Below are 16549 nucleotides of genomic sequence, written 5' to 3' on the forward strand. Positions count from 1 at the left end.
TTTTAGCGCCTATTTGTTTTATTTTCAAGCAGAACAGCGTTAATTTTATGTTATAATATTTTAACGTTTGTTAATAAATTGAATATTCTTGACAAAAAAAGTCGTGTTTTTTATCTTAAGCCTATATATTTGGGTTTTTTGATACAATTATAATACACAAAGAATGGTTCCGAAAGGTAAACTCATCATCATTGGTGGCGCAATAAACACAGGTAGCTTCGCAGAAACGCAATTTGGACTGCCTGAGAACATGAATTTTTTTGAGCGTGGAATTTTAAAACGGATTACTACAGAATCATTAAGAGATACTCAATCTCGCTTCGAGATTATCACCACAGCATCATTAATGCCCGAAAAAGTTGGTGAAGAATATATCAAGGCTTATGCACAATTAGACGTGCATAATGTTGGTGTTCTTAACATCACCAACCGTGAAGAAGCCAATTCTGAAGAAAATTATGAACGTATCAAAGCAGCGGAGGTCATTATCTTTACCGGCGGCGATCAACTCCGTCTCTCTTCCATCTTTGGAGGAACAAAAATTCATCAGATCCTGTTGGAAAAATACAGGAATGAACCCGTAGTGATTGCCGGTACTTCGGCCGGAGCCGCAGCAAGTTCTAAAAACATGATCTATCAGGGCAGCAGTAAAGATGCTTTACTTAAAGGAGAAGTTAAAATTACCGGTGGATTAGGCTTTATTGATGATGTTATTGTAGATACACATTTTGTTCAACGGGGAAGAATTGGCCGCTTGTTATATGCTGCTGCCAGCAATCCTGGTATTTTAGGGATTGGCCTTGGTGAAGATACCGGGCTTTTCATTTCTGATGGCCATACCATGGAAGCCATTGGTTCTGGCATGGTAATTTTAGTAGATGGCCGCAATATGGCCGATACCAATTTAACTGATGTAGAAATGGGACAACCTGTTTCCATTAAAAACATGGTGGTACACGTAATGTGCGATGGCGACGTTTATGACTTAACAGACCATAGCTTAGTGATCCACCACCCAAAGGTTGTTCCAATAGCCTAAAAGGTTTAAGGTGGAGGGTTTAGGGTTCAAGGCCTAAAATCTCATATCAAATGTCTCAATACTCAAATCTAACAGATGAAACTTATCATTCATGGCGGCTTTTTCAGCGAATCGTCTACCAACCAGGAAACGAAAAAGGCTAAACAAGATGCTTTAGCTTCGATTGTTACACTCGGACACGAATATCTAAAAACACACACTGCTTTAGAAACCGTGGTTTATACGGTTGCGCTTTTAGAAGATAATGAGCTTTTTAACGCGGGTATTGGTTCACAGATTCAAAGCGATGGAAAAGTGCGGTTAAGCGCTGCCTTAATGGATGGTAAAACAGAAAAGTTTAGTGGTGTAATTAATGTTGAAGATGTTAAAAATCCGATACAGATTGCGCAGAACCTTTTAACCTATGATGACCGGGTACTCAGTGGTGATGGCGCCCGGCAATTTGCAAGAGCAAATGGATTTGAATATTTCAATCCGGTTACCCCACAACGCCAATCAGAGTACGAAGCTAAACTAAACCAAAAGAACAATAAAGGAACTGTAGGCTGTGTGGCACTTGATGCAGAGGGCAACTTAGCAGCGGCCACCTCTACCGGAGGGAAAGGTTTCGAAATCCCTTGCCGGGTTAGCGATTCGGCAACCGTGGCAGGCAACTATGCGAACCAATACGCAGGTATTTCCTGTACCGGGGTAGGTGAAGATATTGTAAGTGGCGCCCTGGCCGCAAAAATTGTAACCCGTGTTACGGATGGATTTTCTTTAAAAGAAGCAGCAGACAAATCCTTTGCCGAACTTAAAGCTTTTGATGGCTTTGCAGGCATTGTAGGCATTTCTGCAGCCGGAGAAGTGTACCATTGCGACTCACACCCCTACATGGTTTGGGCATCTTTTGATGTTAATTTACAGGTATTTAGCTGAAATTAGATTTAAAGTATTATTTTTGTTGCATGACCAAAATTGTATTGGCTTTAATTGGCCTTTTTGCATCATTACAACTACAAGCTCAAAATATTGATAAATCTGAGATCCAGGAACCTAATGGCAGTGCTATAAATATAGCCGTATCTAAATTTGACCTGGAGGATGGCAATTCTTTTTTTGAGGAAGCAGAAGATTTAGAGCGAAAAGGCGATTACAACGAAGCCCTCACCTTATTTGGCAAAGCCGCTTTCGAATACAATGCTGTAAAAAACTTCAACAGGTACGGACAGGCCGTTATCAAGATGAGCAGTATGCATTATCAACTTGGCCGTTTCACTGATGCGGAGCAGATTCTCTTAAATGTGGCTTTAAAAAACTATTCTAAAACCGGGAACAGGGCAGGCGTAATGAACACCTATAATCTTTTAGGCAAAGTATATCTGGCCAATACCAAGTACACCCAATCCATGTGGTTTTATACGCAGCAAGGAATCCTGGCAAAACAGTTAAAAAGCAATAATGCTTACATCGAATCTATTTTAGGCATTGTTCAGGTTAAAATTAAAAAGAAAGATTTCACTCTTGCACTGAGAGATTTAAAATCGGCTGAATGGCTGGCCAACTCGATCAAAACTAGCCAGTACAAAACGCAAATTAAAGATGCCAGGGAAATGATCGCCAGCAAAACTTCATTGAAAAAATCTTAAAAGGAGCAAATATTTTTTAAGATTTGCCGTTCAAATACGGAAATTTAATTATATTTACTTCACTCATCTCTCACAAGTTCTTAAATATCATATCTAAATTAACCAAATGAGTAAATTTTATGCCCGTTTAAAATGGCATTGGCCTGTTTTAACATTTTTAATTGCAACTGCAGTTACTTTTAATGCCTGTAAAAAGCAGGAAGCACTTCTTAAAACCGAAGCCATTGATCTGGCAAAAAATTGGTTTATTCAGCAGAATATCAAATTTTACTATCCTGATTGGCCTTCTTCAAAAAACCTAACTATTGGCGATAACCAATACCTGGCTGTGTCAACAAATTTGTCTTATAGCGGTAAGGATAAGATTACCAGTTTGCTACTGGTTGATGTTACCGATCGGACAGCTAAAGGTTATTTGGTAGAATTTATCAACACAGAAATCTCTGATAACGATTACAGCCAGGCAAGTTTGTACAAAAGTTTAATTAACAGGGATAATCAGCAGATAAAAGAGAATCTTGATGGAAATGCCTTGCTGTTTACGCCAAGACACGAGTTTATTGATGGCTGGCATGCAAGTGGCAATATCTTGATTGGTAAGTTTAAGGAAAATCCAAAAACACTTAAAGACAGGTTAAAAATGTCTTTAGATAACGAAATGTACGATTGTGCACCATGGTATTACATTGAAACCGATGCGCACACCGGGGAAATTTTAAGCATGACCTACCTGTATACATTGTGCGAAGGAACTACCGGCGGTGGCAACGGAAATGGAGGTGGAGGAGCCGGGAATACAAACCCACCAGCGCCCAGCCCAAAGCAAGATAGCTTAAATAAAATAATGAGGGATAATTGTTTAACCGCAGCGCAGCTTGAAAGTTTACAAACAATGGTAAGCAAGTATGTTATGGGCGATGGAAACGCAGACTGGGGTTGTTTACGTAAAAAGCAATACGACTTTTTGGTGAGCAAAGGTGCTAAATTTGGCTTCTGTATAGATAATAACCTATCTACACTACAATCCTACAATCCGCAATCAAGAACTTTTAAATTTCAGGATGAGAATACTTTAAACTACACCAATTTCTTTGAACACGAGTTTTTTCATGGTTTTCAGGATTTTTCCATTACCGGTGGTTCTGCGCAATACGCTACCCGAACAAGTAGTGGTGGCTACCCGGATGGTTTTGTAAACATTGAGTTTGAAACGGCATTGTATCAGGATATTATTAGGGATAGAGGTGATCAGAATGCTTTTATTAACCCTGCAGTACCTGAAGAAATCAAGAGAGATTATTTATTATGGTTAAATATTATTACAGCTAGTAATACTAAATATCCAAAAACCTTTGCCGATTTTGGTGGCCAGTATTTCTATTTTATGGAAAAATTTAAACAATATTCCGGCTATTCCGATAAAGGCAATATTAAATATGATTTAAATCCAACAACTTTAATCAATCTATTTTCTACTTCTAACTGTAAATAATATGAAAAATTTAATATCAATACTTACAATTTTCATTCTTTTAATAACTGCTTGCAAAGCACAACAGCCAATTGCCAAAATTAGCGAAGGAAAAATCAAAGTTTCTGGAGAAACATTTAATGTAAAAAAAGACAACAATAAATTAACTGTAATCAGAAATGTTACAAATAAACTATCTGATGTGGAGCAATATGCACCACATTTACCTCAAGAAGCAAGAGTCAATTATCACATGACTGTTGATAAAAAATTACTTACAAAAATATGTGCTGATGCGATACCTCTAAGTACTTTAAGAAAACTCCCGATAGGGGCTAATGGTTTTCTATTACTAATATCAAAAGTCAATCCTTTGGGTGCTATATTAGAGATCAAATTTGTACTAGAAAGCAATTCTTTACTTACACTGAATGAATTGCAAGAAATTGAAGAAAAATTAAAAAGTGCACAATTTAAAATAAAATTTGATAAAGAAATACAACATTATATAAAAGATGCAAATTATTTCCCAATTGATTTATACGTAAGTTATGCCGACATGTTAAAAGCCAAAGAAGGTAATTAGAAATCATAGTAAAGGTTGGTGTAATAGCTAACCTTTTTTATTGAAAATGTTTAGGGCCTGTTTAAATTTTTATGAAATATTCTTTGTAGACATTCTGAATAGAAATGGTAGAATATTTTTGTCAATCCCACTGTACCAGATGATGTTAGGAATGAATATAGAGATTGAGTAAATACATCACTGTTAATAATACTAAATATCCAAAAACCTTTGCCGATTTTGGTGGCCAGTATTTCTATTTTATGGAGAAATTTAAACAATATTCAGGCTATTCCGATAAAGGCAATATTAAATACGATTTAAATCCAACAACTTTATTAAACCTATTTTCAACTTCTAATTGTAAATAATATGAAAAACTTAGTATTTCTAGTATTGCTCGTTTTATTAACATCTTGCAAAGCCCAACAGCCAATTTCGCAAACTAAGGAGGGAAAAGTTAAAATAGCGGGAAAAAGCTTTTACATAAAAAAACTTACAGATAAATATACTGAAGTTATCAATTCAAATAATAAATTAACAAATGTACAGCCAGCAGAATTAAAGTTATCAAATGGCATTGTTGTGGTGCAGCACATGAAGATTGACGAAAAAAAACTTATTCAAATATGTGCTGATGTTATACCTTTAAAAACATTAAAAGAATTACCAAAGGGCTATGGAGATTGGTTGTCTATAAGATTTAAAGTCGATAGTAAAGGAATACCTCTCGAAATGGAGTTCTTAATTCGGAATACATCATTAATTACTGCTGGTGAATTGCAACAAATTGAAGAGAAGATAAAAAACAGTTCATTTAAAATTACATTTACTGATGGCATTGAACGTTTTTTTAGCAGAATAAATTATTTTAATATAGATATACCAGTTAGGTATGGTGATATATTAAAAGCGAAAGAAGGTAATTAGAAATGAAATTAAAGGTTGGCTTAATAGCTAGCCTTTTTTGTTGGTAATATTTAGAGGAAGATATTTTTATTTCTTAGAAAAATTTAAGCAGTATTCTGGCTATTCCAATAAAGGCAATATTAAATATGATTTAAATCCAACAACTTTACTTAACCTATTTTCAACTTCTAACTGTAAATAACATGAAAAATATGATCACAACCTTTTATATTATAACAATATTTATAATGTCATGTAAGGCGCAGCAGCCAATTACAAAAATTAGCAGTAATACAGTTAAGACCTCAACACAAACATATCATCTCAAAAAAAGTGGTGATAAGTATGTCGAAATAAAAAACAAGGCAAATAAACTAACTGATGTAAATCAAATTGCACCTAATTTACCTTCTGACGTCAAAATAAGTTATAACATTAAATTTGATAAAAAACTTATTGATAAAATATGCGCCGATGCAATCTCATACGATATATTAAAAAAAATGCCATTAGGTATTAATGATAGATTAAGCATTTATTTAAAGGTAAATGAAAGGGGATTTCCAATTGAAAGGGGATTTCCAATTGAAATGGAATTTATTGTCCGCAATACATCCCTTATCACGGCAAGCAATTTACAACAAATAGAACAAAATATTAAAGAAAGTGATTTCAAGATTACTTTTTTAAACGGTATAGAACGTTATTTTAAAGGTGCTAATTACTTCAATATAAATATACCTGTTACATATGGCGATATGTTAAAAGCCAAAGAAGGTAAGTAGAAATGAAAGTAAAGATTGGCTCAATAGCTAACCTTTTTTGTTGATAATATTTAGAGGACAATATTTCTACTTTATGGAAAGTTCAGGTTAAAATTAAAAAGAAAGACTTTACACTTGCACTGAGAGATTTAAAATCGGCCGAATGGCTTGCCAACTCGATCAAAACCACCCAGTACAAAACGCAAATCAAAGATGCCAGGGAAATAATTGCCAGCAAAACCACCAGTAAAAAGGTAAACCCAAGCTAATCTAAATACCTATTTTTCTGTAAGTCTTCTTATATCACTGGGAGTATAGCCTTTAAAGGTCTGTAATTGGTCAAATTTTGAGTATCGATCAAAACAAAAAATAACGCTCAACGTTCTACATTAGAAATTGTTAAATAAAAAGCTTTTAGTTAGATTTGATAAAGTTTTAACAAGAGACGGTAATAATGCTGTCTCTTTTTTGTTTTTTTGCTAAAATGGTATCATATTGGCTATATAGAATTGGAAATGGATTTTAAATCATTTAAAGAGATGTTAAAGAGAATATTTTTTGTAATTTTTACTGCGGCAGTACTTGCTTGTCATGCTGCACCTAAAACTCAGCCAATGGTTGAGGGGGTTACCAATGTGAAACCTGACGAGCAACAACAACTTGTGATAAAAGAGGTTGTAAATTTGATCGAGAGTTATAATTATAAAAAAATTCAGATCAACGATTCGATATCGTCGATCATTTTAGATAAGTATATCAAGTCGCTAGATCAGGGCAAAAATTACTTTTTGGCTTCAGATATCAAGGAATTTGAAAAATACAGATATACTTTGGATGATGATTTTAAAAATGGCGATCTAAGCGGCCCGTTTTACATCTATAATGTTTATGCCAAAAGACTAAACGAATATTTTACCTATTCTTTAGCACAGATTAAAACTAAATATGATTTTAATCAAAACGATAGTTATGTTTATGACAGAGAGAAGCAGCCATGGGCAACTTCTTCAGCTGCACTAAACGATACCTGGAAAAAACGTGTTAAATACGAACTGATCAATTTAAATTTAGCCGGAACAGCTGAAGCAAAGAATGTAGAAACATTAACTAAACGTTATCAAAACCTACAGTCGCAAACTTCAAAAACCAACAATCAGGATGTTTTCCAGATTTTGATGGATGCTTTTACCGAATCTATTGATCCACATACCAATTATTTTAACCCAACCAACGCAGCGGCATTTAATGAAGATATGTCCCGCTCTTTCGAAGGTATCGGTGCCCGTTTACAATTAGAAAACGAAGTAGTTAAAATTTCTGAAATTATTGCCGGCGGACCTGCATTTAAAGGGAAACAATTAAGTGCTGGCGATCGTATTATTGCCGTAGCCCAGGGCGATGGAGAATTTGTTGATGTTGTAGGTTGGAGATTGGATAACACCGTATCGAAAATTAAAGGCCCGAAAGGAACCAAGGTGCGTTTAAAAGTGATCCCTGTGGGAAAAGAAATGTCGTCTAAACCAGTAATTATCGAATTGGTTCGCGATAAAATTGTGTTGGAAGAAACATCTGCCAAGAAAAAAGTTAAAACCATTAACAGCAATGGTAAAGATTATAAAATCGGGATTATTACCTTACCCGCTTTCTATGCTGATTTTAAAGCAGCAAATGCAGGTGATAAAAACTACAAAAGCACTACACGCGATGTTAGAAAATTAATCGACTCATTAAAAACATACGATAAGGTAAATGCAATCGTAATGGATTTACGTGGTAACGGTGGAGGTTCATTAGTTGAAGCCATCTCATTAACCGGTTTATTTATCGATAGAGGTCCGGTAGTTCAGGTGAAAGATTTACGCGGTAAAATTGAAGTGGATGAGGATGAAAATAGCGGTGTAACCTGGGATGGGCCTTTTGGTGTTATCGTAGACCGTTTAAGTGCATCTGCGTCAGAAATTTTCGCCGGTGCCATACAGGATTACGGCCGCGGTATTATTATGGGTAGCCAAACCTATGGTAAAGGTACTGTTCAATCTTCTATCGATTTAAACAAATTGGTAAACCCAAGTATGTTGCAAAGGGTAGCAGGATTAATTTCTAAAGATAAAACCGTTGGTACATCTCCAAGCGGAGCGAGCCCTGCTGATATTAACTTAGGCCAGATTAACCTAACCATGGCTAAATTTTACCGTGTAGCAGGTAGCAGCACTCAACATAAAGGTGTAACACCAGATGTTGTTTTTCCTTCAGTTTATCCGATGGATAAAATTGGAGAAGATACTGAATCATCTGCCTTACCATGGGACGTTATTCCAAGCTCTAGCTTTAAAGCAGTTGCAAATCTGACTCCTGTTAAAGCACAATTGATTAAAAACAGCGAACAACGTATCGCAAACTCATTGGATTTTAAATACCTGAAACAAGATATTGCCGATCTTAAAAAACGTGACAATGAAGTTTCTGTAACCTTAAATGAGGCAAAACTTAAAGCTGAACGCGATGCGCAAGAAGCCAAAACACTTGCCAGACAGAATGATTTAAGGGCATTAAGAGGATTACCTGCCATTAAAAAAGGAGATAAGATTACCAAGCAAGATGCTTTCGATTTTATTGAAGATGAATCGTTAAAAGTAATGGGCGATTTTATGCAACAATCTGGTAACTATGTGATGAACTTAGGCGTGATGCAAAAGAATAACTAAGAAGAAATATATTTCAATGGAAAGGCCGCTTTAGCAGAACTAAAGCGGCCTTTTTTGTTAGAGACTTCCGAAGTCTAATGGGCAAAATACCTGTTAGACTTCGGAAGTCTTTCTTTTGTGGTGTCGGATAGGAATATCCGACACTGAACAATATTTATCTTTAATCTATAATTGTCAGATGGTAACATCTGACAGCACTGGAGAGCAAAATACCGTTTGACTTTGAAAGCCTCGTGGTGTCGGATATTCCTATCCGACACTAAACAATATTTATCTTTAATCTATAACTATCAGATGGTAACATCTGACTGCACTGCAAAAGCACTACCCTTTCTTCGCCGTTGGCTCAGTTTGTTTGTTTAACTGCATAGCCATCATTTCTTTCATGGTCCTGTTCATGCCCTCGCTGCTTCCGTCAAGGAAAATAACGTTTCCATCTCCGTTCTCAGCAAAATGTTTAATCGATTCAGTCCACATGGTAAATAAGATTACCGAAATATCCAGATTGGCCTGCTCCATTTCCTGAGCGGCTTTACTCATACCGTGAGCCACCTCTGCACGGAATAAAGCGATACCCTGTCCGCGCAACTGTGCAGCCTCGCGTTCGGCTGTAGCTGCAATCTTGATTGCATTACCATCCGCTTCAGCAGCTTTGGTTTTGGTAATCAATAATGCCTGTCCTTCGTTTTCTGCAGCCGCTTTTAAATTGTTTGAAGCTACCACACGACTCATTGAACGCATAATTTCTTCATCAAAGGTAATATCATTCAATTGAAGATCCTGAAGATGGTAACCCCATCCATCTAAGACCTGATCGATCTGTTCCTTAACATGGAGCACAATTTCGTTACGCTGTGCCAATACATTTGCCTGCTTTTGTGTGGCAACATATGCCCTAATCGAACCTTCGATGGTTCTGATTAATGCCTGCATTAAGTTGGTTGCATCTACAAACTTAAAAGCTACATTTTTGATCGTTTCTTCATCCTGGTTCACCACAGAATACAATAACATCGCCTTAAAATATACATTGGCCTGATCTTGTGTTACCGCTTGAAACGATAGCTCTACAGAGCGGTTTTGAATGGAAATACGAGAATAAATCTGCTCTATTAATGGGATTTTAAAATTTAAGCCTGGCCTTAACTGGCGGCGGTACTTACCGAAAACGGTTACCACCGCAATGGTTCCCTGTTTAACAGTAACGAACGAGCTCAGCAGGATAATAAATCCTACAACAGCTATAATGTAAATGGTGTATTGCATAATTAGATTTTTTTATGAAGTTATAAAAATTCATACAAACTACATCAGGCATTTTGTAGCTTTAAGCTTTTCTAACTAACTTATATACAATGAAAATTAAATTATTTCTTCCGGCAGCCGGCGTATTGCTTTTTGCTGCTTGCCAGAATAAAAGCCATCAAGATGCCGATGCGGCGAATGCACGCACCGAATTTTTCGATAAGGCCGGCATGGATACCACAGTAAAACCTGGTGATAACTTTTTCCTGTATGCCAATGGGAAATGGATGAAAAACACCAAAATTCCTAAAACAGAAACAGGCTGGGGTTCTTTTTATACATTATATAACGATAACCTGAAAAATCTGAACAGCATTCTCGAAAATGCTTCAAAAGCTAATGCAGCCAAAGGAAGTACCGAACAGAAAGTTGGCGATTTCTATACCAGTGGGATGGATACACTTACCATTGAGAAATTGGGCATCGAACCTATAAAACCGCTCTTAAGTAAAATAGACGGAATTAAAAACGACAAGGATTTAATCAATTTTATAGCCGACGGCTATAAAGATGGTGAGGGAGATTTATTGGGCTTTGGTGTAGAACCAGATGATAAATTAAGCACTAAAAATGCTTTGTCGTTTTCGCAGGCTGGTCTTACCCTGCCTGATCGTAGTTATTATTTAGAGCAGGATGATAAGGCAAAAAAAATCAGAGCTGAATACATTAAATACATCACAAAAATTTTTAGCCTGTCAGGCGATTCTGTGAATGCAGCTAAATATGCCGACAATATTTTAAAGCTGGAAACAGCGATTGCACAGTCGCATTCAACTCCTGTCCAACTGCGCGATCCACAGAAAAATTATAACAAAATGACGGTGGCTGACTTTCAAAAGCAGACGCCGAACATTGAATGGAAATCTGTTCTAAGTAAACTGGGGGCAAGCACCGATACTGTTATTGTTAGGCAGCCAAAATATTATCAAAGTCTATCGGCCCTGGTAAAAAGCCAGCCTATCGAAATCTGGAAAGAAAAATTAAAATTTGATGCTTTAAACAGATCGGCCAATGCGTTTACCAAAAAATTCAGAGATGCTAAATTCGATTTTTTCTCTAAAACACTATATGGCCAACAGGCGCCGACAGAAAGATGGAAAGCCATTGTAAATGCTACTGATCGCAACTTGGGTGAGCTTTTAGGTCAGTTATATGCCAAAAAGTATTTCAAGCCTGAGGCTAAAGAGCGCATGTTAACGCTGGTAAACAATTTACAGAAAGTATATGCAGAAAGAATCCAGAAGGTAGACTGGATGACACCTGAAACCAAGAAGAAAGCTTTAGAAAAACTAAACGCATTTATCAAAAAAATCGGCTATCCTGATAAATGGAAAAAGTATGATGATGTTGAGGTTTCGAAGAATACTTATTATGCAAACCTTCAGTCGGCAAGTAAACATGCCTACAAAGAAATGATGGATAAACTCGGCAAAAATGTTGATAAAACCGAGTGGGGAATGACTCCACCCACAGTTAATGCCTATTACAATCCGTCTTTTAACGAAATCGTTTTCCCAGCAGGAATTTTACAGTTTCCGTTCTTTGAATTCGCCGCTGATGATGCCATTAACTACGGTGCAATAGGCGCTGTAATTGGTCACGAAATGACGCATGGTTTTGACGATCAGGGTCGCCAGTACGATGCCGTAGGTAATTTAAAAGAATGGTGGACAAAAACTGATGCCGATAAATTTAAAGCCAAAGCAGGTAAAGTAGAAACATTTTACAACAACTTCTCGCTGTTAGATAATCAGCATGTAAACGGTTCGTTAACCCTAGGCGAAAACCTTGCCGATATTGGCGGGTTAAACATTGCCTACGATGCCTTTAAATTAACTGAACAAGGGAAAGGCGATAAAAAGATTGATGGTTTTACGCCTGATCAACGTTTCTTTTTAAGCTTTGCCCAGGTATGGAGAATTAAAACCCGCGATGAAAGTATGCGTGTAAGATTAAAAACAGACCCACACAGTCCAGAGATGTTTCGCGTAAACGGCCCCGTGTACAATATGGAAGCATTTTATAAGGCGTTCAACATTCCTGCAACAGCAAAAATGTATATCGCTCCGGCAAACAGACTAGGTGTCTGGTAATTATCCTTTCAAATAAAAGAAAGCCCATTTCAATTATAGAAATGGGCTTCTTTATTTGTTTAAAACAAAAGCGATGATATTTTGTCTTAATCTTATTAATAGATAACCATATGAATGTAAAACGCACTTTTGGAACCATATTAACCGTGCTCGGTATAATTGGATTGATATACGCCGGTTATGGCTTTGTAAGCCACAGCGAAAATACAAGGGGATTAATGGTTTATGGTATTATCGGACTTATATTCTTTGTTTCGGGAATTGGCCTGGTAAAGAATACGAAAGACGAGAGCTAACCAGGTTTTATTCTAACTTTAACAATGGTACGGTCGCTATACAGATGGCTAAACATGTTAGATCCGGTATTAACAGCGTTATTAAACCCTAATAGCATGTTTGCATAACAGCAACCATGCTATTGCTTCTTTTTGTGTTTAATGATTTGGTACTGGCTAAAAGCAACCAGGCAACCCGCCAGAATAATAATCCCTGCCGACAGTAAGTTGTCAGGGTTTTGGTTGATGTAGTATGCTGCTACCAGTACTAAAATTGCGGCTGCTATACCTATAATATAATGAAGTATTAATCCTTTTTTCATCCGTATAATGTTGTTTTAATCGGTGATGAAGCTATCATGACTAGTGTGGTACGGTGTTCAAGAAGGCTTGAGCCGTTTATTCTGTCACTAGGTGATTTAAAAAATCATGATGCTTTCATCCAACAAATATTCTGAAATAAATTGAGATTGATGTCGGAGAAGATTAATCTTTTAAACTAATCCTGTTATCTGCGAATTTCAGCTGATGGCCAATGAAATCAATATCTGTCAATTCTTTAATCCGTTTAAAGGCGGCATGATTTTCATCGAGGGTTAAACGGTTAACCTTATCCTGTTTAACTGATACAATATCGGCATATAGAAAATCGCCCTTCGCATTTATTTTTAGCTGAAGCAAAGGCGCAATACCGTTATTGCCTTTCAAGCTGAACATACCGTAGGTACAAAAATTACCCAAACTGTAAGCGATGAATTTGTTTTTATAAACTTCAACGGCTCTGGTTACATGCGGGCCATGCCCCAGCACTATATCGGCACCGGCATCAATAACCGCATGTGCAAAAGCATAAACATTACCTCTGTTCTCTTTATAAAAAATCTCGTTTTTACGCGGAACATGTTCAAACCTTGCGCCTTCACCACCGCCATGAAAAGAAACAATCACAATATCTGCCATCAATTTTAAGCGGGCAACTAAAGCCTTGGCACTGTCGATTTTATTAATCGATACCGTATTCTCGTTCGGTGCAAAGGCACAGAATGCGTACTTTACACTGTCTTTTTCAAAAACTTCAAAAGGTTTGTTTACCTGTCCGGCGTAATGGATTTGCAGTGAGTCTAAAATCCTTGCAGTATTTTTTCTTCCCCTGGCATCAAAATCACCCACGTGATTATTGGCGATGCTTAAAACATTAAATCCAGCATCCTTGTATATCCGGGCATAACGCTCGGGCATTCTAAAAGCGTAGCAGTTGTTCGGGTTAATTCCATTGCATTTGTTCGAATTGCCTGAGTTGAGAAAACAGCCTTCCAGGTTACCAAAAACAATATCTCCTTTCAATAAACTATCAACCGCCTGGAAGCTGTTTACGGCATCGTCAGGGGGAAGATTGGTTTTAGATGGAAAAGCAGAGCCGAGCATAATATCGCCTACAGCAGTGATAGATATGGTATCTTTTATTTTTCTGATCACCGTATCTTGCCGGGCTACATGCGTTGTAATCTGTGCATTATTACTCGTGCAACTGATTAGAATAATTAGCGCAAGAGCGGGCATTATTAGCGTATTGATAAACTTCATTGGGTTTTTATGGTTTACAGCAACGTCATGCCGAATTTATTGCAGCATCTATCCAGTGATTAAAATGCTAAATAATAAAAAATCCTCCAAAATTTCTTTAGGAGGATTGTATATCTTTTTTTACTGTCAACCGAAAATGGCTAACTGTTAACTGAACTATTCTACTGTAAATTCTTTCTTAAACGATTCTAAAACGCGGCCACCTTTGTAAAAATAACGGCTGTAATAAGGCTCATTCAAGTTGCTGATTACTACGCCACGAGAACTTGATGCATGTGCAAATCTGTTATCGCCAAGGTAAATACCAACATGTGAAATACTTCTGCTTTTAATCTTGAAGAAAACTAAATCGCCCTCTTTTAAATCTTCTTTAGACAATGGATCCACCATGCTAAAAATATCGCGGGAATTTCTTCTGATGGTAGTGTTGAAAACTTTATCGTAAATTGCTTTAGTGAAAGCCGAACAATCGATACCTCTTTTGGTGTTTCCACCATAACTATAAGGAGTTCCAATCCATTCGTAAATAAACTTGTACAGTTTTAAATTCGAAGTTGCGTCTACTGCAACACCCATAACCTGTGAAAAATATTGCGATGCTAGGTTGTCGGGATCATTTAATTCTTTACCAGATTCTTTTGTTTTTGTTTGCGCAAATGCGGCTGAGAGCGTGCAAATAGCAATTAGAGTGGAAAACAAAATTTTTTTAATCATGTTATACAGTTATGTTTGGGTATTCACTTACACATTAACGTACACCACATGGGCTTATTGTTGGTTGCCAAAAGTATTAATTATACAAATGTTATCCAAATGTTAGACGTTAAAAAACGAAAGTTATTAACATTTTAATTTTTCACGCTTCATTTTTGTTCATAAAACTATCCTAAAATTCGTCTTTTTCTAAAAAAACGATTTACCTCGATACGCTAAACAGGAATAAATCGATTTTATTTTAAATTATGAGAATAAGCATATATACAGAATTAAATTTCAGAATAAATTGATTCCATATTATGATAAAGGGTGTTGATTTAATTATAAGAAATCGCTGTTAAATCGATATCGGCAGACCAAGTTTATATTTAATTGTAAAACAACTGTTAAATCTGATTACAACCCTAATACTATGATGTTTTTACACTAAAAAGTGCCAAAAATTACAATAAAAAAATTAGATTTGCTGTCGCAAAAAACAAATACCCTAAAATGAGTGCAGTAGAAATAAATAAAGATACCTGGTTAAAGTGGTTTGAGTCGATGTTGCTTATGCGCAAATTCGAAGAAAAAACTGGCCAGTTATACGGACAACAAAAAATACGTGGCTTTTGTCATTTATACATTGGACAAGAAGCTGTAGTTGCAGGTGCAATATCTGCAATGCAAAAAGGTGATTCAATGATTACAACATACCGTGATCATGCTCATGCCTTAGCTTTAGGAGTTAGTGCTGATAGTATTATGGCAGAAATGTATGGTAAAGCTACAGGTTGCTCTAAAGGTAAAGGTGGTTCAATGCACATGTTCAGTAAAGAGCATAACTTCTACGGTGGTCATGCAATTGTTGGCGGTCAGATTCCATTAGGTGCTGGCGTTGCTTTTGCAGAAAAATACAAAGGGACCGATAATGTTAACATTTGTTATATGGGCGATGGTGCTGTGCGCCAGGGTGCATTAAACGAAACTTTTAACATGGCCATGCTCTGGAAATTGCCTGTTATTTTTGTTTGCGAAAACAACGGTTATGCAATGGGTACCTCAGTACAACGTACTACCAACATGACCGACATTTATAAAATAGGCTTAGGTTTTGATATGCCATGTGCACCAGTTGATGGCATGGATCCGGTTGCTGTTCACAATGCAATGGACGAAGCGATCCAACGCGCACGTAAAGGTGAAGGACCCACTTTCTTAGAAATGAGAACTTACCGTTACCGTGGTCACTCGATGTCAGATCCGGCAAAATACCGTACTAAAGAAGAATTAGAAGATTATAAAGCAAAAGATCCTGTTGAACATGCAAGAGAAACGATTCTTAAAGAAAAGTATGCAGATCAAGCCTGGATTGAAGAAGTAGAAGCTAAAGTAAAAGCAATTGTAGATCAAGCTGTAAAATTTGCTGAAGAATCTCCTTGGCCTGATGCATCTGAATTATACAAAGATGTATATATGCAACAGGACTATCCTTACGTAATGGACTAATATTAA

At 36.6% G+C, this 16549-nt stretch carries 16 protein-coding genes; 12 read left to right on the top strand and 4 right to left on the bottom strand.

Annotated elements, in window-relative coordinates; genetic code table 11:
* The first annotated feature begins 163 nt into the window (after positions 1 to 163).
* The 9 genes from ACN9MR_RS21680 (at position 164) to ACN9MR_RS21720 (ending at position 9081) form a co-directional block, all read left to right on the top strand.
* Positions 164 to 1039: a cyanophycinase gene (locus ACN9MR_RS21680; protein WP_426326583.1), complete on the top strand. Its 876-nt coding sequence runs from the start codon at positions 164 to 166 to the stop codon at positions 1037 to 1039.
* 75 nt (positions 1040 to 1114) lie between these two features.
* Positions 1115 to 1957 (top strand): isoaspartyl peptidase/L-asparaginase, encoded by an 843-nt coding sequence (locus ACN9MR_RS21685; RefSeq protein WP_426326584.1) that lies wholly within the window; start codon positions 1115 to 1117, stop codon positions 1955 to 1957.
* A 29-nt stretch (positions 1958 to 1986) separates the two neighbouring features.
* On the top strand, positions 1987 to 2667 hold the full coding sequence (locus ACN9MR_RS21690) for a hypothetical protein (RefSeq protein WP_426326585.1): 681 nt from the start codon (positions 1987 to 1989) through the stop codon (positions 2665 to 2667).
* Positions 2668 to 2773: 106 nt separating this feature from the next.
* Positions 2774 to 4159, top strand: coding sequence for a hypothetical protein (locus ACN9MR_RS21695; RefSeq protein ID WP_426326586.1), 1386 nt, complete (start codon positions 2774 to 2776; stop codon positions 4157 to 4159).
* A gap of 1 nt (position 4160) precedes the next feature.
* Positions 4161 to 4724: a hypothetical protein gene (locus tag ACN9MR_RS21700; RefSeq protein ID WP_426326587.1), complete on the top strand. Its 564-nt coding sequence runs from the start codon at positions 4161 to 4163 to the stop codon at positions 4722 to 4724.
* A gap of 164 nt (positions 4725 to 4888) precedes the next feature.
* The gene (locus ACN9MR_RS21705; protein ID WP_426326588.1) at positions 4889 to 5074 is read left to right on the top strand and encodes a hypothetical protein; all 186 of its coding nucleotides are present in this window, start codon (positions 4889 to 4891) and stop codon (positions 5072 to 5074) included.
* Position 5075: 1 nt separating this feature from the next.
* On the top strand, positions 5076 to 5633 hold the full coding sequence (locus ACN9MR_RS21710) for a hypothetical protein (RefSeq protein WP_426326589.1): 558 nt from the start codon (positions 5076 to 5078) through the stop codon (positions 5631 to 5633).
* A gap of 182 nt (positions 5634 to 5815) precedes the next feature.
* On the top strand, positions 5816 to 6397 hold the full coding sequence (locus tag ACN9MR_RS21715; protein WP_426326590.1) for a hypothetical protein: 582 nt from the start codon (positions 5816 to 5818) through the stop codon (positions 6395 to 6397).
* Between the two features lie 518 nt (positions 6398 to 6915).
* A complete protein-coding gene (locus tag ACN9MR_RS21720) occupies positions 6916 to 9081 on the top strand; it encodes a carboxy terminal-processing peptidase (RefSeq protein WP_426326591.1) in 2166 nt (721 codons plus the stop codon).
* Positions 9082 to 9405: 324 nt separating this feature from the next.
* On the opposite strand, the gene ACN9MR_RS21725 is transcribed toward ACN9MR_RS21720, so the two are convergent.
* Entirely contained in the window at positions 9406 to 10347 is a 942-nt protein-coding gene (locus ACN9MR_RS21725) for an SPFH domain-containing protein (protein WP_057930724.1), read from the bottom strand.
* A gap of 89 nt (positions 10348 to 10436) precedes the next feature.
* Here ACN9MR_RS21725 and ACN9MR_RS21730 point away from each other — a divergent pair, with 89 nt between their 5' ends.
* Entirely contained in the window at positions 10437 to 12479 is a 2043-nt protein-coding gene (locus tag ACN9MR_RS21730; RefSeq protein WP_426326592.1) for a M13 family metallopeptidase, read from the top strand.
* A 110-nt stretch (positions 12480 to 12589) separates the two neighbouring features.
* The gene (locus tag ACN9MR_RS21735; protein WP_029274977.1) at positions 12590 to 12775 is read left to right on the top strand and encodes a hypothetical protein; all 186 of its coding nucleotides are present in this window, start codon (positions 12590 to 12592) and stop codon (positions 12773 to 12775) included.
* Between the two features lie 119 nt (positions 12776 to 12894).
* On the opposite strand, the gene ACN9MR_RS21740 is transcribed toward ACN9MR_RS21735, so the two are convergent.
* The 3 genes from ACN9MR_RS21740 to ACN9MR_RS21750 form a co-directional block, all read right to left on the bottom strand.
* A complete protein-coding gene (locus ACN9MR_RS21740; protein ID WP_426326593.1) occupies positions 12895 to 13077 on the bottom strand; it encodes a hypothetical protein in 183 nt (60 codons plus the stop codon).
* A 163-nt stretch (positions 13078 to 13240) separates the two neighbouring features.
* Positions 13241 to 14338 (bottom strand): CapA family protein, encoded by a 1098-nt coding sequence (locus ACN9MR_RS21745; RefSeq protein ID WP_426326594.1) that lies wholly within the window; start codon positions 14336 to 14338, stop codon positions 13241 to 13243.
* 156 nt (positions 14339 to 14494) lie between these two features.
* Entirely contained in the window at positions 14495 to 15052 is a 558-nt protein-coding gene (locus tag ACN9MR_RS21750; RefSeq protein ID WP_131029491.1) for a C40 family peptidase, read from the bottom strand.
* Positions 15053 to 15547: 495 nt separating this feature from the next.
* Here ACN9MR_RS21750 and pdhA point away from each other — a divergent pair, with 495 nt between their 5' ends.
* Positions 15548 to 16543 (top strand): pyruvate dehydrogenase (acetyl-transferring) E1 component subunit alpha, encoded by a 996-nt coding sequence (pdhA, locus tag ACN9MR_RS21755; protein WP_029274973.1) that lies wholly within the window; start codon positions 15548 to 15550, stop codon positions 16541 to 16543.
* Positions 16544 to 16549: the final 6 nt, after the last annotated feature.

Source organism: Pedobacter sp. R-06 (assembly GCF_049913135.1).
GTDB lineage: Bacteria > Bacteroidota > Bacteroidia > Sphingobacteriales > Sphingobacteriaceae > Pedobacter.

Coding starts and splice junctions, on each gene's coding strand:
- ACN9MR_RS21745 (WP_426326594.1), bottom strand. CDS start 14,338: ATGAAGTTTATCAATACGCTAATAATGCCCGCTCTTGCGCTAATTATT.
- ACN9MR_RS21725 (WP_057930724.1), bottom strand. CDS start 10,347: ATGCAATACACCATTTACATTATAGCTGTTGTAGGATTTATTATCCTG.
- ACN9MR_RS21685 (WP_426326584.1), top strand. CDS start 1,115: ATGAAACTTATCATTCATGGCGGCTTTTTCAGCGAATCGTCTACCAAC.
- ACN9MR_RS21735 (WP_029274977.1), top strand. CDS start 12,590: ATGAATGTAAAACGCACTTTTGGAACCATATTAACCGTGCTCGGTATA.
- pdhA (WP_029274973.1), top strand. CDS start 15,548: ATGAGTGCAGTAGAAATAAATAAAGATACCTGGTTAAAGTGGTTTGAG.
- ACN9MR_RS21690 (WP_426326585.1), top strand. CDS start 1,987: ATGACCAAAATTGTATTGGCTTTAATTGGCCTTTTTGCATCATTACAA.
- ACN9MR_RS21720 (WP_426326591.1), top strand. CDS start 6,916: ATGTTAAAGAGAATATTTTTTGTAATTTTTACTGCGGCAGTACTTGCT.
- ACN9MR_RS21695 (WP_426326586.1), top strand. CDS start 2,774: ATGAGTAAATTTTATGCCCGTTTAAAATGGCATTGGCCTGTTTTAACA.
- ACN9MR_RS21700 (WP_426326587.1), top strand. CDS start 4,161: ATGAAAAATTTAATATCAATACTTACAATTTTCATTCTTTTAATAACT.
- ACN9MR_RS21740 (WP_426326593.1), bottom strand. CDS start 13,077: ATGAAAAAAGGATTAATACTTCATTATATTATAGGTATAGCAGCCGCA.
- ACN9MR_RS21710 (WP_426326589.1), top strand. CDS start 5,076: ATGAAAAACTTAGTATTTCTAGTATTGCTCGTTTTATTAACATCTTGC.
- ACN9MR_RS21715 (WP_426326590.1), top strand. CDS start 5,816: ATGAAAAATATGATCACAACCTTTTATATTATAACAATATTTATAATG.
- ACN9MR_RS21680 (WP_426326583.1), top strand. CDS start 164: ATGGTTCCGAAAGGTAAACTCATCATCATTGGTGGCGCAATAAACACA.
- ACN9MR_RS21750 (WP_131029491.1), bottom strand. CDS start 15,052: ATGATTAAAAAAATTTTGTTTTCCACTCTAATTGCTATTTGCACGCTC.
- ACN9MR_RS21730 (WP_426326592.1), top strand. CDS start 10,437: ATGAAAATTAAATTATTTCTTCCGGCAGCCGGCGTATTGCTTTTTGCT.